This is a genomic window from Sphingobium sp. FW305-3-2-15-F-TSA7 (assembly GCF_058787155.1).
The window spans coordinates 19,509-43,285 of record NZ_JBYSZM010000045.1 but is presented as its reverse complement, the minus strand read 5'-3'; the positions used below and the strand labels follow the sequence as shown (position 1 = coordinate 43,285).

Sequence of the window (23,777 nt, the reverse complement as noted above, 5' to 3'; positions counted from 1 at the left end):
TCAACCCGTCATAAGCGTCCGAATCCACGCCCCCTCCCCTTCGGAGCGGAATTGGGCTAGGCGCACGCCATGCATTTTCTCGATCAAGCAAAGATTTTCATTCGTTCCGGCACGGGCGGCCCAGGCGCCGTCAGTTTCCGGCGCGAGAAATATATCGAATATGGCGGTCCCGACGGCGGCAATGGCGGCAAGGGCGGCGACATCATGTTCGAGGCGGTGCCCGGTCTCAATACGCTGATCGACTTCCGCTACACCCAGCATTTCAAGGCGCCACGCGGCAAAGGCGGCGCGGGCTCCAACCGCACCGGCGCGGGCGGCAAGGATCTGGTGGTGCGCGTGCCGATCGGCACCCAGATCCTGTCGGAGGACAAGGAAGAGGTGCTTGCCGACTTCACCAAGCCGGGCGAACAGGTGGTGTTCCTGCGCGGCGGCGATGGCGGGCGCGGCAATGCCAGCTACAAGACATCGACCAATCGCGCACCGCGCCAGCACGGCCAGGGCTGGCCGGGCGAAGAAATGTGGGTCTGGCTGCGGCTCAAGCTGCTTGCCGATGCGGGTCTGGTCGGCATGCCCAATGCGGGCAAATCGACATTCATCAACGCCGTCACCAATGCCAAGGCCAAGGTCGGCGACTATCCCTTCACCACGACTCGCCCGCAACTCGGCGTGGTGCGGCATCACGATCGCGAGTTCGTGGTGGCGGACATTCCCGGACTGATCTCGGGTGCGGCCGAAGGCGCCGGCATCGGCGACCGCTTCCTGGGCCATATCGAACGCTGCCAGGTGCTGCTCCATCTCGTCGACGCCAATGTGCCCGACGCGGCGGCCGCCTATCGCACGGTGCGCGATGAGCTCGAAAATTATGGCGCGGGCCTGACCGACAAGATCGAGATCGTCGCGCTCAACAAGGTCGACATGCTCGACGACGAACTGACCGAGGCGCTCGTCGCCGAACTGGCGGAGGAAAGCGGCGCCGAAGTGTTCGCAATGTCGGGCGCGAGCGGACAGGGGCTGGACGCCGTGCTCGATCGGCTGATCGCGGCGATCGATCCGCCCGAAGCGGTGGCGCACAAGGAGGATGACGGGGGAGACGGGGAATGGTCGCCGGTCTGAGCGTCGCCCGCACCGACAATCCGCTGTCGCCCGCCGCCTGCCCGCGCCTGATCGTCAAGGTCGGCTCCGCGCTGCTCGTCGATCCCGACGGCACGATCCGCCGCGACTGGCTGGCCACTCTGGTCGCCGACATCGCCGCCGCGCACGCTGCCGGACAACAGGTCGCGATCGTCTCGTCGGGCGCGATCGCGCTCGGCGCACGGCGGCTGAAGCTGCCCAAGGGCGGGCGTGCCAGCCTTGAGGATGCGCAGGCCGCCGCCGCAACCGGGCAGATCGCATTGTCGCAGGCCTGGTCCGACCTGCTGGCGAGCCATGATCTGATCGCCGCGCAGATGCTGCTGACCCTCGACGATCTCGAGGATCGCCGCCGCTACCTCAACGCCAGCGCCACGCTCGACCGGTTGCTGAACCTGAGGGTCGTTCCCGTCATCAACGAGAATGATTCGGTCGCGACCGCGGAGATCCGCTTTGGCGACAATGACCGGCTGGCCGCGCGCGTGGGTCAGGCCGCAGGCGCGCAGGGTGTGATCCTGCTGTCCGATATCGATGGACTCTACACCGCCAATCCGCAGCGCGATCCGCAAGCGCGCTTTGTCGAGCGTGTGGAGCGGATCGACGCCGAGATCCTCGCAATGGCCGACGGCGGCACCGCATCGGGCATGGGATCGGGTGGCATGATATCCAAGCTGCAGGCCGCGCAGATCGCCAATGCGGCCGGAACGACGCTTGCCATCGCATCGGGCCATCATGATCACGCCTTGGCCCGCTTCACCGAAACCGGTCATGGCACGGTGTTCGTTCCCGAGCGCGCGAAGCGTGCGCGCAAGGCCTGGCTTGCCGGGCGATTGCGCGTGACCGGTGCTATCCAGGTGGATGCGGGCGCCGCCGCCGCCCTGGCAAAGGGCAAGAGCCTGCTGCCGGCTGGCGCGACCACGGTATCGGGCGAGTTCCAGCGCGGCGACGTGATCGACGTGCTGGGGCCGGACGGGCGGGCATTGGCGCGCGGCCTGGCGGAATATGACGCGACGGACGCCGCACGCATCGTCGGCCAGCGATCGGACCGGCTCGCCGCGATCCTGGGCTATGCACCCCGCACTGCCCTGATCCATTGCGACCATATGGTCCTGCTGTGACGTTGCTCGCAATCACCGGCGCGACCGGCTTTGTCGGCAGGACGCTGCTTCGCCTCGCGCTCGATCAGGGTCATCAGGTCCGCGCTCTGGTGCGCAAACCGCAGGAACCGCGTGCGGGCGTGACCTGGATTCCGGGTGCGCTCGACGATCCGGCCGCACTCGACACATTGGTCGCCGGCGCCGATGCGGTGATCCATGTCGCCGGCATGGTCAGCGGCGCCAACCGTGCCGCGTTCGAAGCCTGCAATATCGACGGTACGCTGGCGGTGGCGAACGCCGCGAAGGCGGCAGGCGTGCGCCGCTTCATCCATGTCTCGTCGCTGGCCGCGCGCGAGCCGCAGCTTTCGGATTATGGCTGGTCCAAGGCACGCGCCGAGGACGCCGTCGCCGCGAGCGGGCTCGATTGGACGATGGTCCGCCCCCCCGCAATCTACGGCCCCGGCGATACCGAGATGCTCGACCTCTTCCGCATGGCGCGGCGCGGGTTGATGCTGCTGCCGCCCGGCGGCCGGCTCTCGGTCATCGAAGTGAGCGATCTCGCGCGCCTGCTGCTTGCTCTCGCCCCGGATCGCAGTTCGATCGCCCAAATCTACGAAGCCGATGACGGTGCGCCCGACGGCTGGACGCACGAAGGCTTTGCGCGCGCGATCGGCTGGGCAGTCGACCGCCGCGTCACCATCTTCGCGACGCCCAAGCTGCTGCTCAAGGCGGCCGCCCGGCTCGACAAGTTGATCCGCCGCTCGCGTGCCAAGCTCACCCCCGATCGGGTCGATTATTTCTGCCATCCCGACTGGACCGTCGATCGGACGAAGCGGCCGCCGGCAGGCCTGTGGGAACCGCATGTCAACACGCGCGGCGGATTGAAGGCGACCGCGGCCTGGTATCGCCGCGCCGGCTGGCTCGGATAGCGCCGGAACGGACGCATCGCGTCTGGACGGCGCAGTTCCGCCGCTTATGATATGCGCGTGATGGTGGCCCTTTGCTCCGGGAGGCCGGCCCATGCCGCAATATAGTCTTCTCAAAGCCCGCATTCCCGCCGCCGACAGAAAACGCGTGGTGGCGCATCTCCAGCGCCTGATCGCCCAGCTCGACCGTGACATTCCCGACAAGGACAGCGAACGGAATCTGCTGCTCGCCACATGGAATATCCGCGATCTCGGCAAGGTCGACGGGTGGGGCCATGGCAAAAGACTGCCCGAAAGCTTCTTCTATATCGCCGAGATCATCTCGCGCTTCGATTTCGTGGCGGTGCAGGAGGTCAATGAGCTCGACGACTGGTATCGGATCATGGATATCCTTGGCCCGAACTGGGATTTCATCGCCACCGACGTCACCCATGCCAAGCTCGGCGGCAATGGCGAACGGCTGCTCTACGCGTTCGACAAACGCAAAGTCTGGTTCCAGAAGATCGCGGGCGAGATCGTGCTGCCCAGCCAGATGCTGGTGACCGGCGCGACCACCGACAGCGACGAGGCGCTGTTCAAGGGCAAGCAGTTCCGCCGCACGCCGTTCATGGCGCGCTTCCAGTCGGGCTGGTTCAAATTCGATATCTGCACGGTACATATCTATTATGGCGAGACATCCGGTGCCGCGCTGCAGGAGCGTATCCAGGAGATCGATCGCATCGCCAAATATCTGGCCGGCCTGGCGAAGCTGAACGCGAAGAAGGGCGGCCGGGCGATGATCCTGCTCGGCGATTTCAACATCGTCCACCCCGAGCATGAAACGATGCAGGCACTGAAAGCGCATGGCTTCAGGACACCCAGGAAGCTCGACGCGCCGAGCAATCTCGACCGGACCAAATATTACGACCAGATCGCGTTTCTCGCTGATCCGTCGGTGATCGACTATATCGACGGCGGCGGCGCCACGGCGCGCAATGCCGGTATTTTCGACATATATGAAAGCATTTTCAGGCCGCAGGATTTCGAGGACTACAAGGCCCATGCTGCCGCATCCAAGGCGGGCCAGGCGGTTCCGGCGGACAAGCTGCCCGGCTATTACGAAGAGGATTGGCGAACATGGCAGATTTCCGATCACAAGCCGCTCTGGGTCCGGTTAAAGTCCAGTGAAGCCGCGGAATATCTGAAGGCGCTTGCGGAGATTCCCGCCTAGACCGGCTTCCAGCCCAGATACACGACCAGGATGAAGCTGAGGAAAGTCACGGTCAGGCCAACGAGGAAAGTTCGATAGGCCAGGCCGAGATAGCGATATTTCTTGGCCTGCAGCACCTGTCCATTCTGATGGATGTCGCGCAGCATCAGCCGGTAGAGCTGTTCCTCATCGTGAAGCGCATCGAGAACCCGATCGGCGAACGCGTCTTCGTCGAGCCGGGTGAAGACGCCGAAGAACAGGATATTGGGCTCGCCTTTCGGCTTGCCGGATACCGAGGGCAGCACCGCGAACACCGCCAGCATCGCCGACACGAAGGAGAAAAAGGCAAGCAGCATCAGCGGGATCGAAAAGCTGCCGCTGCGTGCCTGCCCGACAGAGATGGTGAAGACGACGAAGGTCGCCCCCATCAGGATCGACGCCTTCTGGTCAGCCATCTGGCTCAATTGCAGAGTCAATTGCTGCGCGGTGCGGACAAGATGGATGGCGTTGGGCGAATAGGGCGGCCCCGCCCGTTCCTCAGCCTCGTCGCGCGCATTCCCCATGCAGCGACTATGCATGGCGACTTTGCCCTTTACAAGCGACGGAAATGCCGCCTTTCCGCCGCAATCCATTGGCATTCGGGCCAGGCGCGATTAAGGATTTCAGATGAGCGACAGACAGCAGATTTTTGACACGGTCGCGGTGCAGATCGCCCCTTTCAACAAGAAGGGCATCGACCTGACCGAAGCCACGACCTTCGCCGGCGACCTCGAATGGGACAGCCTGACGGTGATGGATTTCGTCGCAGCTGTGGAGGACGAATTCGACATCGTCATCACCATGAACATGCAGGCCGAGATCGAGAATGTCGGCCAGCTCGTCGATGCGGTGGGCAAGCTGAAGGGCTGATGGCTCCCGCTCAATCCTGCGCGACCGTCATTCCCGCAAAGGCGGGAATTCCGCTTCTTCTTTCCTTCTCATCGCCTGCAGGACAGCGGGATTCCCGTCTTCGCGGGAATGACGATGACAACGGGATAGTCCGATGACCGACCTCTTCTCCAAATTCGATCCCCTGATCCAGCAGCGCGAAGCGCTGCTCGCGACCGGCGTGAAGGATCCTTTCAGCCTCGTCATGGAGGCCGTGAAATCCCCGACCGTGGCCGTCTGCAACGGCCGCGAGACCATCCTGCTCGGCACCTACAACTATATGGGCATGACGTTCGACGACGACGTCATCGCCGCGGGCAAGAAGGCGCTCGACGAATTCGGCGCCGGCACCACCGGCAGCCGCGTGCTCAACGGCACCTATCAGGGCCATCGCGAAGTCGAGCAGGCGCTCAAGGACTTTTACGCGATGGACCATGCCATGGTCTTTTCGACCGGCTATCAGGCCAATCTCGGCATCATCTCGACGATCGCGGGCAAGGGCGACTATGTCATCCTCGACATCGACAGCCACGCCTCGATCTATGACGGCTGCAAGATGGGCGACGCCGAGATCGTCGCCTTCCGCCACAATGATATCGAAGCGCTCGAGAAAAGGCTGAAGCGCCTGCCTGCCGAAGCAGGCAAGCTGGTCGTGCTCGAAGGCGTCTATTCGATGCTGGGCGATGTCGCGCCGCTCAGGGAGATGATCCGCGTCTCCAAGGAAGCCGGCGCGATGGTGCTGGTCGACGAAGCCCATTCGATGGGTTTCATCGGCGACAATGGCCGCGGCGTCGCCGAGGATCAGGGCGTGCTCGACCAGGTCGATTTCGTCATCGGCACCTTTTCCAAGAGCGTCGGCACGGTCGGTGGCTTCTGCGTCTCCAACCATCCCAAGTTCGAGATATTGCGCCTCGTCTGCCGCCCCTATGTGTTCACGGCATCGCTGCCGCCCAGCGTGGTCGCGACCGCCGCCACCTCGATCCGCAAGCTCATGCACGGATCCAACAAGCGCGCGCATCTGTGGGAGAATAGCCGCAAGCTCCATGCCGGGCTGAAGGCGCTGGGCTTCACGCTCGGCACCGATGTGCCGCAATCGGCGATCATCGCGGTGATCATGCCCGATCTAGAGCGCGGCGCGGCGATGTGGGAAGCGCTGCTCTCCGAAGGCCTCTACGTCAATCTCGCCCGCCCGCCCGCGACCCCCGCGAACATGACGCTGCTGCGCTGCTCGCTCTGCGCGGAGCATAGCAGCGAGCAGGTCGACCAGATCCTCGGGATGTTCGCGGCCGCCGGACGCACCGTCGGGATCATCGGCTGACCCGCTCGACCACGCGACTTTCGTCGTTTCGGCCATTTTGCTAGACTGATCCCGATGGCGGCGGAAGACTTCGAAACCGGCAACGAGGACGGGCCGCGCTCCGGCTGGCAGCGCTGGCTGGGATGGATCGCGGCGGCACTTGTCGTCGCGAGCCTTTCCGGACTCGTCGTGATGCTCGGCGTTTCCAGCACGCAGCGCGATACGGCGCTCGCCCAGCAGGAACATAGTTTCGAAGTGATGATCGCGGTGCGTGGCATCGAGGGTCAGATGTCGAATGCCGAGGCGGTGCTCGGCCGCGCCGTCATCGCCAGCGACAAGCGGATCGCCCGCCAGTTCTACGACGAATGGCGCCGCACCGGCGTGATGATCGAACGGCTCGCCCGGCTCGCGCGCGACAACCCCGATCAGGCCGCGCTCGTCGATGCGCTGCGCGCGCTTTACCGCACGCGCAGCGACGAGCTCGAGGCAGCGGCGCTGCATCTCAATTACGACCAGAAGGTGCAGGCGCTTTCCGCCTATTTCGCCGCGGGCAAGACCGACAGCATCGCCCGCACCAAGGCGATCTTCCGCGAAATCGTCCGCAACGAGGAAAAGGTGCTCGCCACGCGCGCGGGCGATGCCCAGGGCTTCCTGCAACAGGCCAATCGCCTTGCCGCCACGCTTGCAGTGCTCGGCCTGTTGCTGGTGGCGGCGCTGATCGCGCTCGGCTGGACCACGATCGAGGTGATCGGCCAGCGCCGCCGCGCGCGCAGGCGCGCCGATGCCGAATCGATGCGGGCCGAAGTGCTCGAGGCCGCGGTCGCCGAACGCACCGCCGAACTCCGTCTCGCCAACCAGCATCTGCTGACCGAAGCCGCGGAGCGCGCCCAGGCCGAAGCGCAGCTTCGTCAGATCCAGAAGATGGAGGCAGTGGGCCAGCTCACCGGTGGTATCGCCCATGATTTCAACAATATGCTCGCGGTGGTGGTCGGCGGGCTCGAGCTGGCCAAGCGCAAGCTCCACAATCACGCAACCGATGCCGAGCGGCACATCGACAATGCGATGGAAGGCGCCAACCGCGCCGCGGCACTGACCCGCCGCCTCCTCGCCTTCGCCCGCGCGGAACCGCTGCTGCCGCAGGCGGTCCTGCCCGACGCGCTGGTCAAGGGCATGACCGACCTGATGGACCGCACGCTCGGCGAGCGCGTCCAGCTCGAATTCGCGACGATTCCCGATCTCTGGCCGATCTGGGTCGATCGCCACCAGCTCGAAAATGCGATCCTGAACCTGGCGGTCAATGCGCGCGACGCGATGGAGCATGGCGGGCGGCTGACGATCCACACCGCCAATGTCACTCTGGCGGCGGACGAGATCGGCGAATCCCCGCCCGGCGATTATGTCCGCCTCGACGTATCCGATACCGGTGCCGGCATGACGCCCGAGATCCTCGATCGCGTCTTCGAACCCTTTTTCACCACCAAGCCGGTCGGCAAGGGCACCGGCCTGGGGCTCAGCCAGATCTTCGGATTCGTCCGTCAATCGGGTGGCGAGATCGCGATCGCTTCGACCCCGGGGACCGGAACCACCGTCTCGCTCTATCTGCCGCGCCACCATGTCTACGCGACCGACCTGCCCGAAGCCGAGGAAACGCCCGCCGCCGCGGACAGTCGGCCGCTCGCGTCCCACCATGTCGCACTGGTCGTCGAGGACGACCCGCGCGTGCTGATCGCCACGGTCGGCGCACTGGAGGAACTGGGCTTCGAGACGCTACGCGCGACGAGCGGCGAAGAAGCGAAGGCATTGCTGGCGTCGAACGCGCGAATCGACATCGTCGTCACCGACGTGGTCATGCCCGGCATGACCGGGCCCGAGCTCATCGCCGAAATCGGCCCGCTCTATCCCGAACTCGCTGTATTGTTCGTCACCGGCTATGCCGATGTCGACGATGCCGCGGCGTTTTGCGGACACGCGGTGTTGCGCAAGCCCTATACGATCGGCGCGCTCAAGGCGGCCGTCGAAGCCGCGCTCAGCGGATCGCCCCGCGCGCCAGCAGCCGAGGCAGCAGAGTAAGCGCGCCGAGGATCGGAAAACGCCGTTGCCAGGGCCGAATCTCGATCCGCGTGCCGGCGTGGCGATTCACCTTCCAGGCAAGATAGTCGATCCCACCCGCAAAGGTCAGGCTCGCCTTGGCCAGCCTGATGAGCGTCAGCAGCTTGCCGTTGCGGCGAAGCTGCCGCCACCTGCGCTCCAGCCCATCCTCTGGCGGGATTGCGATCACCGCACCGAAGCGCCGGTAGCGATCCGGATCGAAATCGACGATCGATCCCGGCCGTTCGCCACGCTCGGCGCGCAGCTCGGCGCCATAGGTCAGGCTGAAACCGCGCCGCCAGCGATCGAGCGGATCGGGGTCGACGCCGCCCGGCGTCAGCGAAAGCAGCGTCCGGGGCGCGCGCGCGATCGCTGCAACGACACGCGACCGCGCTTCGGAATCGGCCATCCAGACCAGCCGCGACGGTTGCGCGAAGCGCGCCCAGACCGAAACCGTGCTGGCATCCGGCCCGCACAGCGCGTCGAAATCGGCCTCGCTCAGCACCGCATATTTGGCCGCGAGCCCATCATGTTCGAACGGAAAGACGTTGGGCGGGACAAGCCGGTTCGCGGTCGCGAGCCAGCGCCGTCCATAAGCGGCACGATAGTCGGAGACGATCAGATAGAAATCGAGCATCTGCCCGTCGAGTTCGGACGTGCGCAGGCACGAACCGTAGAACAGCACGGCGCGCGCGGCGCCCGGATAACGCGCCGCCACCGCAGTGGCCATCGCCGCGACGCGCGGATCGACGGGCACGGCAAGCTCGGCCTCGATCAATTGGGAGAGATCGGTCACGCCGCCAGGCGGAGGAAGGGCACCGGAGGCGTGGAGGTGAGCACGATCGGATGATCGATCTCCGCACGGAACGTCTCGCCGTCCAGGATCACGCTCGATCCGACACCTTCGATCCGCACGATATCGCCGCGCTCGAAATGCACGCCGCTCATCGACTGGCGACCCAGCCGGCCGGAGATCGCCGCAAAAAAGGCGCGCGCCAGTGCGGGCACGCCCACATCGACCGCCATGAACTTCATCCGCCCAGGCTGCGCCGCCGCGCCGTCGGTGCGGCTGGCGAGCAGCATCTTTTCGAGCGTGGTCACGATCAGCAGCGAGAAACGCCCCTGGAACTGCCCGTCGCGGACCAGCGACACGCGCACCGGATTGGGGCGCGGCGGCAGGAAACGCGTGCGAATGCCGAACAGCATCGACACCAGAACCGCAAAGGCCGTCAGCACGTGACTCACCCCATTGGGCAGACCCAGCGGATAGATTTTATGCCGGCAATAGAGGATCGTATCGGCAAGGCCCGCGCCACCGAGGAACATGCCGAGCGTCGGGCGGCTGCCCGCATGACCGTCCGACAGCGCGATCAGCTCGCGCGCTACGATATGATCGGACAGGTCGGACTTGGAGAGCTCGACGACGCGCTCCAGCGCATGCAGCGGATCGCCCACCGCGCCCAGGTCGAGCGCGATCAGATTGGTCTTGCCATTGGGCAGCACCGCGACGGGCGGCGGCGTGTCGCCGAAATGCCCGCCGTGATAGAGCTCGGTCAGCGCCGCCTGGACGGTGCCGTCACCGCCATTGATGACGAGAATCTTGGGCTTCACCCGCGCGATCGAACGCAGCGCATCGCCGATCTGGCTGACATGCTCGACTTCGTAATGGAAGATGTCCGGCCGGCCCGCACAATAGCTCCTGACACGCGGCAGCAACGCGCGGTTGCCCGTCGAGCGCGGATTGGAGAGGAGCGCGACGCAGGCCATGATGCTCCTATGCCGCGATCGGCCGGAAAGAGAGGCCCTGCACGTAACGCAGGGTGACGGGAACGACCTGGGTGCCGCCGCCGACGTTGAAGGCCACCCGGGCCAGACTCGGCTTGCGCTTGGCCAGCAGGTCCATCAGCGACATGTCGGGATTGCCGGAGAAACCGCCGCCGTCGCCGCGATCCGACTTGCCGTCGCCATTGACGTCGTGGCGCACCGAAATGGCGTAGCGCCCTTCCTTGGGCACAGGCACGCAGATATCCATCGACGACGCGCGCGCCGGCACGTCGATGCGCTGGAGATACGCCTTCTTCTCGAGGAAAGTGGCGGGATTGCTCGCATAAAGCTGCACACGCACCGTACCGGTACGCGCCTTCAATCCACTCACCCGTGCGATCACCGCCGGGCCGTTTCCGGCACAGGCGGCCGCGAACGGGCCGATAGGCGCCGCCATTGCAGGCATGGCGAACGGCAATGTGGCCGTGCCGAGAGCCAGGGCGATGACGGCTGAAACTTTGAACATGACCTCGTTACTCCTGGAAGCTATACCCACACCGCACGGGTGTGGCTGGTCCGGTCTAGCCCCTGTTACGATCACAAGATCGGCTGCGTTTGCGGCCAAATCATGGTCACGAGGCGTCTGAAATCTGAAAATGCTCACCTCGACCGATCGTTACCTCGCCAAGCTGATCGCGCTGCCCCTGTTCGGGACGCTGGTGATCGCCGCCATGCTGCTCGTGCTGGACAAGATGCTGCGCCTGTTCGACTTCGTCGCGTCGGAGGGCGGGCCGGTCAGCGTGGTCTGGCAGATGCTGGCGAATCTGATTCCCGAATATCTCTCGCTCGGCATTCCGATCGGACTGATGCTCGGCATCCTGCTCGCCTTCCGCAAGATCGCGACGAGTTCCGAGCTCGACGTGTTCCGCGCGGTGGGCATGAGTTATGGCCGGCTGCTGCGTGTGCCCTATATGTACGCGATCGGGCTCGCGCTCGTGAATCTCGCGATCGTCGGCTATATCCAGCCCTATGCGCGCTACGCCTATGAAGGGCTGCGCTTCGAGCTGCGTTCGGGTGCGCTCGGCGCCTCGATCAAGGTCGGCGAGTTCACCAAATTGGGCGGACGACTGACACTCCGCATCGAGGAAAGCCGCAACGAGGGCCGCAATCTCTCCGGCATCTTCGTCCGGGCCCAGAGCCGCAACGGCCAATCGGTGACCGCCACCGCCAAGGCCGGCCAGTTCATGGCGACCGACGATCCGGACACGATCATCCTGCGCCTGACCCAGGGCGTGCTCGTCCATGACGCACCCAATTTCCGTACGCCGCGCGTATTGAGCTTCAGCGCGCACGACCTGCCGATCGACCTGCCCAAGATCGAATCCTTCCGCGGCCGCGGCGGTGCTGATCGCGAACTCACCATTCCCGAACTCGTCCAGGTGGGGCGCGATTCGCGCACGTCGGAGACGCTGCGCAACGAGACGCGCGCCAATTTCCATTTCCGGCTGGTCGAGGTGGCGATGATGTTGCTGCTGCCGCTGCTCGCCGTGGCGCTCGCGGTGCCGCCCAAGCGATCATCGTCGGCGCTTGGCGTCTTCCTGTCGATCGTGATGGTGGTGACCTATCACAAGGTCAACGAATATGCCGAAGGGATGGGCGCACTTGGCCGGATCGATCCGCTGATCGCGCTCTGGGTGCCCTTCCTGCTGTTCTCCGCGCTGATCGGCTGGATGTATCACGTCATCGCTCATGTCCCGGGCGGGCAACCGATCGGCGCGCTCGAACGCGGCGCCGCCAAGCTCGGGGCCGCGATCAAGCGCCTGTTCCGCAACCGTCGGCGGGCGGAGACCTGATCCATGCAGACCCAGTTTTTCCCCTCGCGCACCGTGTCCGTCTATATGGGCCGGATGTTCCTGATCCGCAGCTTTGCTGTGCTCGCGGCGCTGGTGCTCGTCCTTCAGGCGCTCGACCTGCTCGGCGAATCGGGCAAGATCCTGGCACATCCAGGCAATGGCAATGCTGAGCTGTGGACCTATGTCTCGCTGCGCGTGCCGCAGATCATCCAGCGCTTCCTGCCTTTCTCGGTGCTGCTCGGCACACTCATCACCCTCGCGACGCTCAATCAGAACAGCGAGGTCATCGCGATGAAGGCGGGTGGGCTTTCAGCACACCAGGTGCTGGCCCCGCTGATTTTGGCGAGCGTGATGGTCGCCGCGATCACTTTCGTCTTCAACGATCGCATCGTTGCACGCGCGACGGCGACGCTCGATCGCTGGCAAGCGGTCGACTATGCGCCGCTGCCGCCCGACCGCGCGCTCCAGGCCAATATCTGGGTGCGCGACGGCAACAACCTGATCCATGCCGGGGAGGTTCGCGGCCGCGGCAATGCCACCAGGCTGAGCGACGTCACCGTTTACGATCGCGAGAACGACGCCCTGCGTGAGATATTGAAGGCGCCATCGGCGACCTTCATCGGATCGGCCTGGCGGCTGGACAAGGCCGTGCGCTTCGACGTCCCGACCGGCGTCAACCGGCCCGTCGGCACGGTGACGCTTGGCGAAGGCATCCGTCCGGATCAGTTCGCGCTGTCGAGCGTCGATCCCGACGGCCTGTCCTTCCTCGCGCTGCGCAGTGCGATCGAGGATCTCGATACCGCAGGCCGGCCGACCAAGGCGCTCAGCGCCAATCTCTGGCACAAGATCGCCGGCCCGATGTCGTCGATCCTCATGCCGCTGCTCGGCGCCGTCGCGGCGTTCGGCCTGGCGCGTTCAGGCCGGCTTTTCCTGCGCGCGGTGATCGGCATGGCACTGGGTTTTGCCTATTTCGTCGCCGACAATTTCGGGCTCGCCATGGGCAATCTCGGCGCCTATCCGCCCTTTCTGGCAGCCTGGGGTCCGTTCCTGCTCTTCTTCCTGATCGGGGAGACGGTGCTGATCCGCACCGAGGAATGACCTCCACGGCGCGTCCCTTTCTGCGCCGCAATTATGCCGCATTGACGCGGCAGAGCCTTGCATCTGATATGCGGGCGTGTGCGTTTCCGTACCGGCCCGGCACGACAAATCGAGGACGAACGCCGTGAAGATCTCAGACGCCGCCAAAACGGGGTTCTGGCAGAAGACCCATCATCTCGACCGCATGACGTTGCGCGAGCTGGTGGTCGCCTATTTCCAGTACCCGGCGATCATGCTGTATCTGGCCCTGGCCGTCGCGGCCGGCGCCGTCTGGGTGTGGCGCCCCGCGCCGCCGATCCAGACGCTCGCGTCGATCGCGCTTGCGGTGCTGGTCTTCCCGCTCGCTTGGTACGTGCTGCATCGCTGGGTGCTCCACAGCCAATGGATGTGGAAGCACAAATGGCTCGCCCCGACGTGGAAGCGCATCCATTACGACCATCATCAGGACCCCAATAATCTGGAAGTCCTGTTCGGTTCGCCGTTCAATGTCGTGCCCACCGTCGCGATCGCGACGATTCCGCTCGGCTATATGATCGGCGGCACGGGTGCGGCGGCAATCGCATTCGGCACCGGCATGGTCACGACCTGCGTCAACGAATTCTTCCACTGCATCCAGCACCTGTCCTACAAGCCGCGATATGCGTGGATCGCGATGATCAAGCAGCGGCACATGGCGCACCATTTCCACGACGAGACCGGCAATTTCGGCATCACCAACTATTGGTGGGACCGGCTGTTCGGTACGCTCTACGAACGGGTCAGCGAGCGCAAGAAGAGCCCGACCGTGTTCAATCTGGGCTACACCGCCGAAGTCGCGGAACAATATCCCTATGTCGCCGACCTTTCGGGCGGTGTCGCGACCGGCCATCCGCGCCGCCGCGGCAAGGGCTGACCCAAATTACAGGATGCCGGCGAAAGCCGGCATCTTCGATTCAAGCGCGTCGGCTTTCGCCCGCGTGACACTTGCGGCATGAGGCGCGCATGACCGATCCGATCACTGTCCGACCCGTCGAGACCAAGGCCGACCGCAAGGCGTTCGTCGACCTGCCCTTCCGCCTCTATGCGAACGACCCCAATTGGGTGCCGCCGCTCAAGGACGAAGTCCACGGCCTGATCACGCCGGCCAAGAACCCATGGTTCGGCCATGGCGAGGCGCAGCTTTTCCTTGCCGAACGCGGCGGCCGCGCCGTCGGCCGCATCTCCGCACATCTCGACCATCTCGCACTCACCCAGCCGGTCGAGCAGGGCATGGGGCCCGGCACCGGCAATTGGGGCATGATGGAGGCGGAGGACGAGGCCGTCTTCCAGGCGCTGATCGCGCGTGCCGAACAATGGTTGCGCGACAAGGGCATGCACCGGTCGCTTGGCCCGCTCAGCCTGTCGATCTGGGATGAACCCGGCCTGCAGGTCAGCGGTTTCGATCATCCGCCGACGGTGATGATGGGTCACAACAGCCCGGCCTATCAGGCATGGGTCGAACGCGCGGGCTATGCCCATGCCAAGTCCCTCTACACCTATGATCTGGGGATCGTGGAGCCGTTTCCGCCGCTCATCCAGCGCATCGTGAGTTCGGGCGAGCGCAATCCGCGCATCCGCATCCGCAATGTCGACAAGAGCCGGTTCGATGCGGAGGCCGCGCTGATCCTCGGCATATTGAACGACGCCTGGTCGGACAATTGGGGTTTCGTGCCGCTCACCGACCCCGAAATCGCCTATGTCGGCAAGAAATTGAAGCCGATCGTGTTCGAAGATCTGATCCGCATTGCGGAGGTCGATGGAGAACCGGTGGCGTTCATGCTGGTGCTGCCCGATCTCAACGAGGCGCTGAAGCCGCTTGGCGGATCCCTTCTGCCCTTTGGCTGGGCGAAGCTGCTCTGGTGGCTGCACAAACCAAAGGCGCGGACGATGCGCGTGCCGTTGATGGGCGTGATCAAGCAGCTCCAGTCCAGCCGGCTCGCCAGCCAACTCGCCTTCATGATGATCGAGTTCATCCGCCGCGACGCGATCGTCCATTATGGCTCGACCCGCGGCGAGATCGGCTGGATCCTCGACGACAATCAGGGGATGCGCGCCATCGCCGATGCGATCGAGAGCAAGATCAACAAGGAATATGTTGTCTACGACAAGGCGCTCTGAGCGGAGATAAATTATGAACCTGCCGACCATCGAGACGCCGACGATCGCGATCGCCGGAAGCACGGAACGCTTCCCGGTCCGGCGCATCTTCTGTGTCGGACAGAATTACGCCGATCATGCGCGCGAAATGGGCTCGGATCCCGACCGGCAGAGCCCGTTCTTCTTCACCAAGCCCGCCGACGCCGTCGTCGCAGGCGGCGTCACCCTGCCCTTCCCCAGCCGGACCAGCGATCTTCATCACGAAGTGGAACTTGTCGTGGCGCTTGGCGGTGGTGGCTCGCACATCGATCCGGCGAATGCCGAACGACTGATCTTCGGACACGCGGTGGGGCTCGATCTCACGCGCCGCGATCTGCAGGGTGAGGCAAAGAAGGCCGGACGCCCCTGGGACATGGCAAAGGGATTCGATCACTCGGCGCCGATCGGCGCGCTTGCGCCTGGCGCGCCACCGCCAAGCGGCCGCATCGCGCTGACGATCGACGGCGATCTCCGTCAGGTCGGAGACCTGTCGCACATGATCTGGAGCGTCGCCGAGATCATTGCCGAACTATCGACCTATGTCGCGCTGGCCCCCGGCGACCTGATCTTCACCGGAACGCCCGCAGGCGTGGGTCCGATCCGCGCCGGCGAAACCGTCCATGGCGCGATCGAGGGGCTCGAACCGATCGAGATCCGTTTCGCCGCCTGAACGCGGCCGTCATTCCGATCTTCATTTTGTTTCGTTGCCGCATTGAAAGCGCAACATCACGGAGCGATAGTCACGCCGCCCAATGTACGGGCGAATCGTAACTCAAAGGATACCTCATGACCCGAATCGTCCCGCTCTCCCTGATCGGCGGACTGATGATGGCATCGCTCGCCGCCGGCCCGGCCGCCGCCCAATCGTGCGCCAGCAACCGCAACATGTGCGACGCGCTCAGTTCCCTCGAACAGGCGCGCGCATCGCTGCAGCGCGCCGATTCGAACAAGGGCGGCTATCGCGCCCAGGCGCTCCGGTCGATCGACCAGGCGATTCGGCAGGTCCGTGACGGCATCCGCCACAGCAGCGGCCGCCCCGGCTATCCCGACCGGCCCGGCTATCCCGATCGGCCCGGTTACCCCGATCGGCCCGAACGCCCCGAACGGCCGCGCTGAACGGTCGTCGGCACCGACATTCGAAGCCTATCGCGTTTCGGCCTGATCGGCGATATCCTGCGTGTTGCGGGGTTTCGCCGATGGAGGCCTTATGCTCACCAGACTGACCGTCGCCGCGTTGCTCGCGGCCGTTCCAGCCGCTGCGTTCGCGCATCACGGCTGGAGTTCCTATGACGATACCAAGGTCCTGACGATCAAGGCGCCGGTCAGCGCCGTCACATGGGGCAATCCCCATGGGGCGGCGAAGGTCGTCTGGCAGAAAAGAACCTGGGATGTGGTTCTCGCACCCGTGGCGCGCATGGAAACGCGCGGGCTGACGCGCGAGATGCTGGCGCCCCGAAAAACGGTCACTCTGATCGGCTATCCCCGCAAGGACGGGACGCCGGAGATGCGGATCGAGCGCGTCATCGTCGACGGCAAGACGGTCGAACTCCGCTGATCGAAGCATTCGCAACCGCGCTCGAAACCTCGCAGTTCGGCGGTTTCGCGCGCGGATCGGCCTGGGCCTACCCCGTCGCCAACCTCATCCACCTGCTTGGTCTCGTCTTGCTGCTGGGTGCGATCGGGGCGGTCGATCTCAGGATCGCCGGCGCCTTCCGGGCACTGCCGCTCGATCCACTGGTCCGCACGCTGACTCCGCTCGCCATCGGCGGACTGATCCTGCTCGCGCTGAGCGGCCCCGTCCTGTTCGCGGCGGATGCGACTGCGCTGATACGTTCGGACATTTTCTGGCGAAAGCTGACGCTGATCGGGATCGCGCTGCTGAACGCGCTCGCATTTCGCTGGGTCCGGCGCGGCAGGACGGGTGAGCCCGATATCGTCGAACGCGTGATGGCGATTGCGTCGATCCTGCTCTGGCTCACCGTCGCGGCCCTGGGCCGGATGATCGCCTATAGCTGATCGCGATGCGAAAATTCCTCGACCATCCAGTCGATGAAGACGCGCACCCGCGGCGAAAGCTGGCGATTGCGGGGGTAAAGTATCGAGATCGGCGCGGATGGCGGCGGGGTTTCGACGAGCAGCGGGACAAGCGTGCCGCGCGCAAGATCGGCCGCGGCATGGAAATGCGGCACCTGGAAGAGGCCCAGCCCGCGCTGCGCGGCAGCCAGATAGCTTTCGGTTCCCGTCACCGAAACCGTCGCGGGCATGTCCACTGTGCGGATCCGGCCTTCGACCTCGAATTCGAGCGGCCTCAGACTGCCCGTGCTCAGCGACCGCAGGCCGATCATGCGATGCCCGTCGAGCGCATCGATGCTCTGCGGGACACCGAATCGTTCGAGATAGGCAGGTGCGGCGCAGGTCAGCCGTTCGAGCATGGTCAGGCGACGACCGACCATGTCGCTATCCGGCAGGTTGCCGTAACGCAGCACGCAATCGACGCCCTCGCGCACGACGTCGACCCACCGCTCGCCCTCGCTCATCGAGAATTCGATATCGGGATAACGCTCGAGAAAACCGGGCAATCCCGGCATCAGGAAATGACGCGCCAACGTGCCCTGCACCTCGATGCGCAGCAGCCCCTTGGGCTTCAGCCCCGCAAAGGCCCCCTCCGCATCCTCGATATCGGCGATCAGGCCCAGGCAGCGGCGATAATAGGCCTCACCGTCGAGCGTCGGGCTGACATGCCGTGTCGTGCGCTGGAGCAACCGGACGCCGAGCCGCGCTTCGAGTTCCTTCATCGCATCGGTCGCGGTCGATCGCGGCAAGCCGATATCCTGTGCGGCCAGGGTGAAGCTGCGTCGTTCGACGATCCGTGTGAAGAGGCGCATCGCGTCGAAGCGGTCCATTGTTCGTCCTGACCGAATAGAATTGCCGAATCATGGATGATTATCCGCACGTCGAAAAGCGCCATTTGATGTGCATCCGGATGACCGGACCGACGAAGGAGACCGAACATGACCATTCCATCCAGCCCCTACACCGCCCGCGTCGCACTCGTCACCGGTGCCTCGCGTGGTATCGGCGCCGCGATCGCCCAGCGCCTCGCCAATGACGGCTGCACCGTCATCATCAACTTCGCCGGCAACACCGCCGCCGCCGAAGCGCTGGTTCAGACGATCGAGGCCGCAGGCGGCCGTGCCATCACGGCCCAGGCCGACGTCTCGGACGCTGGCGCCGTCGCCCGCATGTTCGACGCGGCCGAGGCCGCATTCGGCGGCATCGACATACTCGTCAACAATGCCGGCATCATGCAGCTCGCGCCGATTGCGAACAGCGACGATGCGCTGTTCGACCGCCAGGTCGCGATCAATCTCAAGGGCAGCTTCAACACGCTGCGCGAAGCCGCCAAGCGGCTGCGCAACGGCGGCCGGATCGTCAATTTCTCGACCAGCGTCGTCGGGCTCAATCTGGAAAGCTATGGCGTCTACGCCGCGACCAAGGCGGCGGTCGAAGCGCTGACGCGGATCCTGTCGAAGGAACTGCGCGGCCGCGCGATCACCGTCAACGCCGTCGCGCCAGGGCCCACCGCGACGGATCTGTTCCTCGACGGCAAATCACCCGAGTTGATCGAGCGCATGGCGAAGATGAACCCGCTCGAACGCCTCGGCACGCCGGACGACATCGCAGCCGCCGTCGCCTTCCTTATCGGCCCCGATGGCGGCTGGATCAACGGCCAGGTGCTGCGCGCCAATGGCGGCATGATCTGATGCCGGGCCAGGCCCCTTCAGTCCCTTCAAAATCCAGGAACGCGACAATGAACCAGGTCATCCTCATCACCGGCGCCTCCAGCGGCTTCGGCGCCCTCACCGCCCGTCATCTCGCCCGGGCCGGCCATATCGTCTACGCCTCGATGCGCGAGACCGAGGGCCGCAATGCCCCACAGGTTGCCGAGACGGCACGCTACGCCGCCGAGCACGGCGTCGACCTCCGCACCGTCGAGCTCGACGTCGCATCCGACATATCGGTCGAAGCGGGTATCGCCAGGATCATCGCGGAGGCCGGCCGGCTCGACGTCGTGATCCACAATGCCGGTCATATGTCCTTCGGCCCGGCCGAAGCCTTCACGCCCGAACAATTCGCCCAGCTCTACGACATCAACGTGCTGAGCACGCAGCGGGTCAACCGCGCCGTGCTGCCGCACATGCGCGAACGCCGCGACGGGCTGGTGCTGTGGATCTCCTCATCGAGCGCACGCGGCGGCACCCCACCCTATCTCTCCCCCTATTTCGCGGCCAAGGCGGCGATGGACTCGGTCGCGGTCTCCTATGCTGGCGAACTCGCCCGCTGGGGTATCGAGACATCGATCATCGTGCCCGGCGCCTTCACCAAGGGGACCAATCATTTCGCGCATTCGGGCAAGCCCGCCGATGAGGCCGTGGCCGCCGATTATGCCAATGGACCGACCGCCGACCTCCCCGATATCGCTTTGAAGGGTCTCGCCGCACTCGAACCGGCCGATGCCGATGTCGAGGAGGTCGCCCGCGAGATCGTCCGGATCATCGGCATGGCGAAGGGCGCCCGCCCCTTCCGCGCCCATGTCGATCCGTCGCAGGACGGCGCGGAGATCGTCAACGCCATGGCCGATCGCGTCCGCGCCGAAATGCTCCGCCGCATCGGGCTCGCGGATATATTGCGGCCCGCCGCCTGAGGTCAGACGAATGCCCCGTCGGCCAGCGATCGGGCATGGTCGCGAATGCCGACGGGCCATTCGCCGGTCAACGCTTCGAATCTTGCGCGATCCGCGGCATAGAGCGCGCGGATCGCGTCCTCATATCCCGGACGGTCGCCCGCGATCGCGGTCATGAAATGATAGGCGGCATCCTTCGCCTGGCGCGCATCGGCGGGGCGCTTGCGCGCTTCGTCGACGAGCCGCCGGATCGTGGTCGACGCGCCGCCCGGCTGACTCCTCAGCCAATCCCAGTGGCGCGGCAACAAAGTGACCTCTCCCGCCGTCACGCCGAGCCTGGGCCGTCCGCGCCGCGGTCGAGCGGGCAAGGCCTCCCGCATATCGAGGTCGATCTGACGCCCGGTCTCGTCGTCGAACACCAGCAAAGGCCCCGCTATGACGGGGTCCATCGTCCGAAGCGCCGCGCGAACCTCTTCGGGGGTGCCGGTCGCGATCCAGAGATCGCCGGCAAATGCAGTGCACGTGATATCCATGCATCGGATATATTATCCGGGTAAAATAGAGTCAATATTACCCGGATATAATATCAGTCCTGCAAGACCGCCCAGGTCGGCGCGTGATCGCTGGCCTTTTCCCGCCCGCGATACGCCTTGTCGACATTGGCATCGGTCAGACGGTCGGCCGCCTGGGGGCTCAGCAACAGGTGATCGATGCGGAAGCCCGCATCGCGCTGCCAGGCACCCGCCTGATAGTCCCAGAAGGTCCAGATCGGGCCGATCGGATGCCGCGTGCGGATCGCGTCGGTCCAGCCCTGATGGCAAAGCGTGCGGAATGCCGCGCGGCTCTCCGGCTGCATCAGCGCATCGTCGGCCATTGCCCGCACCGAGAAGACGTCTTCGTCGGTCGGGATGACGTTGTAATCGCCCGCAAGCACCGCCGGCACTTCCTCCGCCAGAATCTCGCGGGCACGCTGCTGCAATCTGGTCATCCAGCGCAGCTTGTAATCGAATTTCGGGCCGGGCTGCGGATTGCCGTTGGGCAAATAGATCGATGCGACGCGCACACCGAAGATATCCGCCTCGATATAGCGGCTATGCTCGTCCTCCGGCTCGCCCTCCAGCCCGCGCCGGATTTCAACCGGATCGGTGCCCCGCGCCAGGATCGCGACGCCGTTGAAACCCTTTTGCCCGTGCCAGATCGCGCCATAGCCGGCGCCGCGCACGTCGCTTTCGGGAAAGGTCTCGTCCGAGGATTTGAGTTCCTGGAGGCAGACCACGTCGGGCTTGGTCTCCTCGAGCCATTCGAGCAGACGCGGCAGCCGGGCCTTGATGCCGTTGACGTTGTAGGTGACGATCTTCATGCGCCCGGCCTAACCCAGCCGGCGCGATGATGCTAGATCAAGCTACGCGATCGGGGATCGTGCAGCTTGATCTAAATTTTTGATATCGCATCGCTTTATGCGGAAAACCGGTACCCACTTTTCCGGCGATGCTTTAGATCGAGAAGCTGGAGCCGCAGCCGCAGCCCGACGCCGCGTTCGGATTTGCGACCTTGAATGCCGAGCCGCCCAGCGATTCGACGAAATCGACCGCCGCACCGCGCACCAGGTCGAGGCTGATCGGATCGACCACCAGTTGCGCCCCGTCGCGAGTCACGCTGATATCGTCCGCATCCACGGTTTCAGCCAGGCCGAAGCGATATTGGAAGCCCGAACAGCCCCCTCCTTCGACGGCGAGACGCAGGATCGCCGGCTTGCCCTGGCGTGCAGCGATCGCCGCAACGCGTGCGGCAGCCGATTCGGTGAAATCGATGGGGTGCGGTTCGCTCATGGAACCGAGATAGGGAGGTGGGGGCCCTACGACAAGCGCGGGCCCCTCTCCTCTCCTATTCCTTGTCCGGACCGCCCATGGCGATCTGGGTGCCCGTGCGCTGCTGCATCGCGACGACATAGTCCGACGATTGCAGGAACGGCATGGGATTGACGGCGCGACCGTCGAGGCGAACTTCATAGTGGAGATGGCTGCCCGTGGAGCGGCCGGTCGAGCCCATCAGGCCGATGAGCTGGCCGCGCTTCACGCGGGCATTGGGCTGAACGATGATCGACGAGAGATGGCCGTAGCGGGTCTCAATGCCCTGGCCGTGCTCGATCTCGATGAAATTGCCATAGCCGCCCAGACGCTGGGCGCGGCCGACGACGCCGTCGGCGGTGGCATAGACCGGGGTACCGAGCGGACCGGGAATGTCGACGCCGGCATGCATGGCGCGGCTGCCGCGGAACGGATCCGACCGGAACCCGAAATTGCTGGTGAAGGCCAGCTGCGAAACCGGCTTTTGCGAGGGGACGGAAACGAAACCGGTGCCGGCGGTGCCGACCTGATCGAGCTTCTTCCACGACAGGAAAAGCGAACGGAACTGCGGATCGGCCTCGCGATCCTCCTTGGTGGCCTTTTCAAAAACGCCGCCAGTGGCGGCGGCGGCTTCGACGGTCTTGGGGGAAACCGCGGCCAGCACGGTCTCCGCGGGCGTATCCGCAGCCTGAGCGGGCGCGGCAGCCATCAAAGGCATCGCAACCAGCAGACCCATCGCCGATTTTTGAAGGAAAGCAGCACCGCTGCGGAACCCAAGTACAGAAATAACGTTGTTCAAAATCATACCCACGCTCTTTGTGCCCCCAAAGATCGACGGTCGAAACGCCGATAGCGACCAGCGTGTCTTGAACCCTAACTGCACCGGGATTTGCCCCGCCCGTTGTGCAAAGCCTGTGTGATGCAGAGCACAGCCGCCGACAAGTCAGCGATAATAGTCTTGCGTTAAACCGGCTGCCGACCGCGCCGAGTCGTTGAACGGAGGCTTAAGCGTGCCGCGGAAATGCCGGTTAACCAGCATCTTCCAGATTGCGGCCGGGCTCGAATCATCGTCACGACACGCCCAGGCGAACCATTTCGTGCCCGCGCGGACGTGGCGAATCTCGTCGACATAGATACGTTCCAGGATCCGCGCCGAGCGCTCATCGCCCGAATCGCGGAACCGCCTGACGGTTTCCGGAGTCACGTCCAGCCCGCGCACTTCGAGCACCATCGGCACCACCGCCAGCCGCGCACGGACATCCTGCACCGTCCCCGCCGCCGCCTCCCACAGCCCGTCATGCGCCGGCATTGCGCCATAATGGCTACCCAGGCTGCGCAGCCGCCGGTCGAGCAGCGCGAAATGCATCGCTTCGTCGGCACCCACGCCCAGCCAGTCGTCGATGAAGACGCGCGGGAATTGCGCGCCGAACCGCCCCGCCATGTCGAAAGCGAGATCGATCGCGGCATATTCGATATGCGCCAGCGCATGCAGCATCGCGATCCGGCCGCGTTCCGACCCGCCACGCCCGCGCTTGGGCATGCGATTGGCGGGCAGGAGCGGCGGTTCCGCCGGACGCGACGGGCTGTCGGGCATCGCAATCCCGAATTCATGCTCGAGCCGCCCCAGCCGCCAGTCGCGGGCGACCTTGCGCGCGATCTTCACCTTGGCGGCCGGGTCCGCCGTCAGCAGGACCGCTCGGATCGCATCCGCGATGGACGTCATGC

Annotated in this window: 27 protein-coding genes; 17 read left to right on the top strand and 10 right to left on the bottom strand. The window is 64.9% G+C overall.

Annotated features, from left to right (window positions below):
• The first annotated feature begins 69 nt into the window (after nt 1-69).
• The 4 genes from obgE (at nt 70) to AC3WN8_RS26930 (ending at nt 4,361) form a co-directional block, all read left to right on the top strand.
• Nucleotides 70-1,113 (top strand): GTPase ObgE, encoded by a 1,044-nt coding sequence (gene obgE / locus AC3WN8_RS26945; protein ID WP_492672597.1) that lies wholly within the window; start codon nt 70-72, stop codon nt 1,111-1,113.
• Nucleotides 1,098-2,246: a glutamate 5-kinase gene (gene proB, locus AC3WN8_RS26940; RefSeq protein ID WP_492672596.1), complete on the top strand. Its 1,149-nt coding sequence runs from the start codon at nt 1,098-1,100 to the stop codon at nt 2,244-2,246. Before obgE ends, proB begins: the two co-directional genes overlap by 16 nt.
• A complete protein-coding gene (locus AC3WN8_RS26935) occupies nt 2,243-3,154 on the top strand; it encodes an NAD-dependent epimerase/dehydratase family protein (protein ID WP_492672595.1) in 912 nt (303 codons plus the stop codon). The genes proB and AC3WN8_RS26935 overlap by 4 nt, the downstream gene beginning before the upstream one ends.
• Before the next feature lie 91 nt (nt 3,155-3,245).
• Nucleotides 3,246-4,361 carry an endonuclease/exonuclease/phosphatase family protein gene (locus AC3WN8_RS26930; RefSeq protein WP_492672594.1) on the top strand — a complete coding sequence of 372 codons (1,116 nt, stop codon included), beginning with the start codon at nt 3,246-3,248 and terminating at the stop codon, nt 4,359-4,361.
• On the opposite strand, the gene AC3WN8_RS26925 is transcribed toward AC3WN8_RS26930, so the two are convergent.
• Nucleotides 4,358-4,918, bottom strand: a complete 561-nt coding sequence (locus AC3WN8_RS26925) for a Pycsar system effector family protein (RefSeq protein ID WP_492672593.1) — start codon at nt 4,916-4,918, stop codon at nt 4,358-4,360. The genes AC3WN8_RS26930 and AC3WN8_RS26925 overlap by 4 nt on opposite strands.
• A gap of 88 nt (nt 4,919-5,006) precedes the next feature.
• Here AC3WN8_RS26925 and AC3WN8_RS26920 point away from each other — a divergent pair, with 88 nt between their 5' ends.
• The 3 genes from AC3WN8_RS26920 to AC3WN8_RS26910 all read left to right on the top strand — a co-directional run bounded on the left by AC3WN8_RS26920 (nt 5,007) and on the right by AC3WN8_RS26910 (nt 8,634).
• The gene (locus tag AC3WN8_RS26920; RefSeq protein WP_492672592.1) at nt 5,007-5,249 is read left to right on the top strand and encodes an acyl carrier protein; all 243 of its coding nucleotides are present in this window, start codon (nt 5,007-5,009) and stop codon (nt 5,247-5,249) included.
• Nucleotides 5,250-5,382: 133 nt separating this feature from the next.
• A complete protein-coding gene (spt, locus tag AC3WN8_RS26915) occupies nt 5,383-6,585 on the top strand; it encodes a serine palmitoyltransferase (protein ID WP_492672591.1) in 1,203 nt (400 codons plus the stop codon).
• A gap of 54 nt (nt 6,586-6,639) precedes the next feature.
• Entirely contained in the window at nt 6,640-8,634 is a 1,995-nt protein-coding gene (locus AC3WN8_RS26910) for an ATP-binding protein (RefSeq protein WP_492672590.1), read from the top strand.
• Here AC3WN8_RS26910 and AC3WN8_RS26905 read toward each other — a convergent pair.
• Genes AC3WN8_RS26905 through AC3WN8_RS26895 form a run of 3 tightly spaced genes read right to left on the bottom strand, consistent with a single transcriptional unit; the run spans nt 8,591 to nt 10,942 of the window.
• On the bottom strand, nt 8,591-9,448 hold the full coding sequence (locus AC3WN8_RS26905; RefSeq protein WP_492672589.1) for a hypothetical protein: 858 nt from the start codon (nt 9,446-9,448) through the stop codon (nt 8,591-8,593). The genes AC3WN8_RS26910 and AC3WN8_RS26905 overlap by 44 nt on opposite strands.
• Entirely contained in the window at nt 9,445-10,419 is a 975-nt protein-coding gene (locus tag AC3WN8_RS26900) for a diacylglycerol/lipid kinase family protein (protein WP_492672588.1), read from the bottom strand. The genes AC3WN8_RS26905 and AC3WN8_RS26900 overlap by 4 nt, the downstream gene beginning before the upstream one ends.
• Nucleotides 10,420-10,426: 7 nt before the next feature.
• Nucleotides 10,427-10,942 carry a DUF2141 domain-containing protein gene (locus tag AC3WN8_RS26895; protein ID WP_492672587.1) on the bottom strand — a complete coding sequence of 172 codons (516 nt, stop codon included), beginning with the start codon at nt 10,940-10,942 and terminating at the stop codon, nt 10,427-10,429.
• A gap of 130 nt (nt 10,943-11,072) precedes the next feature.
• Here AC3WN8_RS26895 and lptF point away from each other — a divergent pair, with 130 nt between their 5' ends.
• From lptF to AC3WN8_RS26855, 8 genes are all read left to right on the top strand, one after another.
• The gene (gene lptF / locus AC3WN8_RS26890) at nt 11,073-12,269 is read left to right on the top strand and encodes an LPS export ABC transporter permease LptF (RefSeq protein ID WP_492672586.1); all 1,197 of its coding nucleotides are present in this window, start codon (nt 11,073-11,075) and stop codon (nt 12,267-12,269) included.
• Between the two features lie 3 nt (nt 12,270-12,272).
• The gene (lptG, locus tag AC3WN8_RS26885; protein WP_492672585.1) at nt 12,273-13,367 is read left to right on the top strand and encodes an LPS export ABC transporter permease LptG; all 1,095 of its coding nucleotides are present in this window, start codon (nt 12,273-12,275) and stop codon (nt 13,365-13,367) included.
• Between the two features lie 124 nt (nt 13,368-13,491).
• The gene (locus AC3WN8_RS26880) at nt 13,492-14,259 is read left to right on the top strand and encodes a sterol desaturase family protein (protein ID WP_492672584.1); all 768 of its coding nucleotides are present in this window, start codon (nt 13,492-13,494) and stop codon (nt 14,257-14,259) included.
• Between the two features lie 89 nt (nt 14,260-14,348).
• Nucleotides 14,349-15,503, top strand: coding sequence for an N-acetyltransferase (locus AC3WN8_RS26875; protein WP_492672583.1), 1,155 nt, complete (start codon nt 14,349-14,351; stop codon nt 15,501-15,503).
• A 13-nt stretch (nt 15,504-15,516) separates the two neighbouring features.
• The gene (locus AC3WN8_RS26870; protein ID WP_492672582.1) at nt 15,517-16,191 is read left to right on the top strand and encodes a fumarylacetoacetate hydrolase family protein; all 675 of its coding nucleotides are present in this window, start codon (nt 15,517-15,519) and stop codon (nt 16,189-16,191) included.
• 116 nt (nt 16,192-16,307) lie between these two features.
• Nucleotides 16,308-16,637 (top strand): hypothetical protein, encoded by a 330-nt coding sequence (locus AC3WN8_RS26865; protein ID WP_492672581.1) that lies wholly within the window; start codon nt 16,308-16,310, stop codon nt 16,635-16,637.
• 91 nt (nt 16,638-16,728) lie between these two features.
• Nucleotides 16,729-17,076 carry a DUF6152 family protein gene (locus AC3WN8_RS26860; protein ID WP_492672580.1) on the top strand — a complete coding sequence of 116 codons (348 nt, stop codon included), beginning with the start codon at nt 16,729-16,731 and terminating at the stop codon, nt 17,074-17,076.
• A gap of 107 nt (nt 17,077-17,183) precedes the next feature.
• The gene (locus AC3WN8_RS26855) at nt 17,184-17,537 is read left to right on the top strand and encodes a DUF6644 family protein (protein ID WP_492672579.1); all 354 of its coding nucleotides are present in this window, start codon (nt 17,184-17,186) and stop codon (nt 17,535-17,537) included.
• Here the strand turns inward: AC3WN8_RS26855 and AC3WN8_RS26850 are convergent.
• On the bottom strand, nt 17,528-18,424 hold the full coding sequence (locus AC3WN8_RS26850) for a LysR family transcriptional regulator (protein WP_492672578.1): 897 nt from the start codon (nt 18,422-18,424) through the stop codon (nt 17,528-17,530). The genes AC3WN8_RS26855 and AC3WN8_RS26850 overlap by 10 nt on opposite strands.
• A gap of 108 nt (nt 18,425-18,532) precedes the next feature.
• Between AC3WN8_RS26850 and AC3WN8_RS26845 the strand changes: the two genes are divergently transcribed.
• Both AC3WN8_RS26845 and AC3WN8_RS26840 read left to right on the top strand, forming a co-directional pair.
• Entirely contained in the window at nt 18,533-19,285 is a 753-nt protein-coding gene (locus AC3WN8_RS26845; RefSeq protein WP_492672577.1) for an SDR family oxidoreductase, read from the top strand.
• 47 nt (nt 19,286-19,332) lie between these two features.
• Nucleotides 19,333-20,226 (top strand): SDR family oxidoreductase, encoded by an 894-nt coding sequence (locus AC3WN8_RS26840; protein ID WP_492672576.1) that lies wholly within the window; start codon nt 19,333-19,335, stop codon nt 20,224-20,226.
• Between the two features lie 2 nt (nt 20,227-20,228).
• Here AC3WN8_RS26840 and AC3WN8_RS26835 read toward each other — a convergent pair whose 3' ends face one another.
• The 5 genes from AC3WN8_RS26835 to AC3WN8_RS26815 all read right to left on the bottom strand — a co-directional run bounded on the left by AC3WN8_RS26835 (nt 20,229) and on the right by AC3WN8_RS26815 (nt 23,775).
• Nucleotides 20,229-20,738 carry a DUF2239 family protein gene (locus AC3WN8_RS26835; RefSeq protein WP_492672575.1) on the bottom strand — a complete coding sequence of 170 codons (510 nt, stop codon included), beginning with the start codon at nt 20,736-20,738 and terminating at the stop codon, nt 20,229-20,231.
• 53 nt (nt 20,739-20,791) lie between these two features.
• A complete protein-coding gene (xth, locus tag AC3WN8_RS26830) occupies nt 20,792-21,565 on the bottom strand; it encodes an exodeoxyribonuclease III (RefSeq protein ID WP_492672574.1) in 774 nt (257 codons plus the stop codon).
• A gap of 133 nt (nt 21,566-21,698) precedes the next feature.
• Nucleotides 21,699-22,034: an iron-sulfur cluster insertion protein ErpA gene (gene erpA, locus AC3WN8_RS26825; protein ID WP_492672573.1), complete on the bottom strand. Its 336-nt coding sequence runs from the start codon at nt 22,032-22,034 to the stop codon at nt 21,699-21,701.
• 55 nt (nt 22,035-22,089) lie between these two features.
• Nucleotides 22,090-22,761, bottom strand: a complete 672-nt coding sequence (locus AC3WN8_RS26820; RefSeq protein ID WP_492672572.1) for a M23 family metallopeptidase — start codon at nt 22,759-22,761, stop codon at nt 22,090-22,092.
• A gap of 234 nt (nt 22,762-22,995) precedes the next feature.
• On the bottom strand, nt 22,996-23,775 hold the full coding sequence (locus AC3WN8_RS26815; RefSeq protein WP_492672571.1) for a ferritin-like domain-containing protein: 780 nt from the start codon (nt 23,773-23,775) through the stop codon (nt 22,996-22,998).
• Between the last annotated feature and the right edge of the window lie 2 nt (nt 23,776-23,777).

What these genes read in the sequence shown, in the direction of transcription:
- AC3WN8_RS26835 (WP_492672575.1), bottom strand. Translation starts at nt 20,738, where the DNA reads ATGGATATCACGTGCACTGCATTTGCCGGCGATCTCTGGATCGCGACC.
- AC3WN8_RS26925 (WP_492672593.1), bottom strand. Translation starts at nt 4,918, where the DNA reads ATGCATAGTCGCTGCATGGGGAATGCGCGCGACGAGGCTGAGGAACGG.
- AC3WN8_RS26850 (WP_492672578.1), bottom strand. Translation starts at nt 18,424, where the DNA reads ATGGACCGCTTCGACGCGATGCGCCTCTTCACACGGATCGTCGAACGA.
- AC3WN8_RS26870 (WP_492672582.1), top strand. Translation starts at nt 15,517, where the DNA reads ATGAACCTGCCGACCATCGAGACGCCGACGATCGCGATCGCCGGAAGC.
- AC3WN8_RS26820 (WP_492672572.1), bottom strand. Translation starts at nt 22,761, where the DNA reads ATGGCTGCCGCGCCCGCTCAGGCTGCGGATACGCCCGCGGAGACCGTG.
- AC3WN8_RS26930 (WP_492672594.1), top strand. Translation starts at nt 3,246, where the DNA reads ATGCCGCAATATAGTCTTCTCAAAGCCCGCATTCCCGCCGCCGACAGA.
- AC3WN8_RS26920 (WP_492672592.1), top strand. Translation starts at nt 5,007, where the DNA reads ATGAGCGACAGACAGCAGATTTTTGACACGGTCGCGGTGCAGATCGCC.
- AC3WN8_RS26895 (WP_492672587.1), bottom strand. Translation starts at nt 10,942, where the DNA reads ATGTTCAAAGTTTCAGCCGTCATCGCCCTGGCTCTCGGCACGGCCACA.
- lptG (WP_492672585.1), top strand. Translation starts at nt 12,273, where the DNA reads ATGCAGACCCAGTTTTTCCCCTCGCGCACCGTGTCCGTCTATATGGGC.
- AC3WN8_RS26815 (WP_492672571.1), bottom strand. Translation starts at nt 23,775, where the DNA reads ATGACGTCCATCGCGGATGCGATCCGAGCGGTCCTGCTGACGGCGGAC.
- AC3WN8_RS26840 (WP_492672576.1), top strand. Translation starts at nt 19,333, where the DNA reads ATGAACCAGGTCATCCTCATCACCGGCGCCTCCAGCGGCTTCGGCGCC.
- AC3WN8_RS26860 (WP_492672580.1), top strand. Translation starts at nt 16,729, where the DNA reads ATGCTCACCAGACTGACCGTCGCCGCGTTGCTCGCGGCCGTTCCAGCC.
- AC3WN8_RS26875 (WP_492672583.1), top strand. Translation starts at nt 14,349, where the DNA reads ATGACCGATCCGATCACTGTCCGACCCGTCGAGACCAAGGCCGACCGC.
- proB (WP_492672596.1), top strand. Translation starts at nt 1,098, where the DNA reads ATGGTCGCCGGTCTGAGCGTCGCCCGCACCGACAATCCGCTGTCGCCC.
- xth (WP_492672574.1), bottom strand. Translation starts at nt 21,565, where the DNA reads ATGAAGATCGTCACCTACAACGTCAACGGCATCAAGGCCCGGCTGCCG.
- erpA (WP_492672573.1), bottom strand. Translation starts at nt 22,034, where the DNA reads ATGAGCGAACCGCACCCCATCGATTTCACCGAATCGGCTGCCGCACGC.
- AC3WN8_RS26845 (WP_492672577.1), top strand. Translation starts at nt 18,533, where the DNA reads ATGACCATTCCATCCAGCCCCTACACCGCCCGCGTCGCACTCGTCACC.
- AC3WN8_RS26910 (WP_492672590.1), top strand. Translation starts at nt 6,640, where the DNA reads ATGGCGGCGGAAGACTTCGAAACCGGCAACGAGGACGGGCCGCGCTCC.
- lptF (WP_492672586.1), top strand. Translation starts at nt 11,073, where the DNA reads ATGCTCACCTCGACCGATCGTTACCTCGCCAAGCTGATCGCGCTGCCC.
- obgE (WP_492672597.1), top strand. Translation starts at nt 70, where the DNA reads ATGCATTTTCTCGATCAAGCAAAGATTTTCATTCGTTCCGGCACGGGC.
- spt (WP_492672591.1), top strand. Translation starts at nt 5,383, where the DNA reads ATGACCGACCTCTTCTCCAAATTCGATCCCCTGATCCAGCAGCGCGAA.
- AC3WN8_RS26865 (WP_492672581.1), top strand. Translation starts at nt 16,308, where the DNA reads ATGACCCGAATCGTCCCGCTCTCCCTGATCGGCGGACTGATGATGGCA.
- AC3WN8_RS26900 (WP_492672588.1), bottom strand. Translation starts at nt 10,419, where the DNA reads ATGGCCTGCGTCGCGCTCCTCTCCAATCCGCGCTCGACGGGCAACCGC.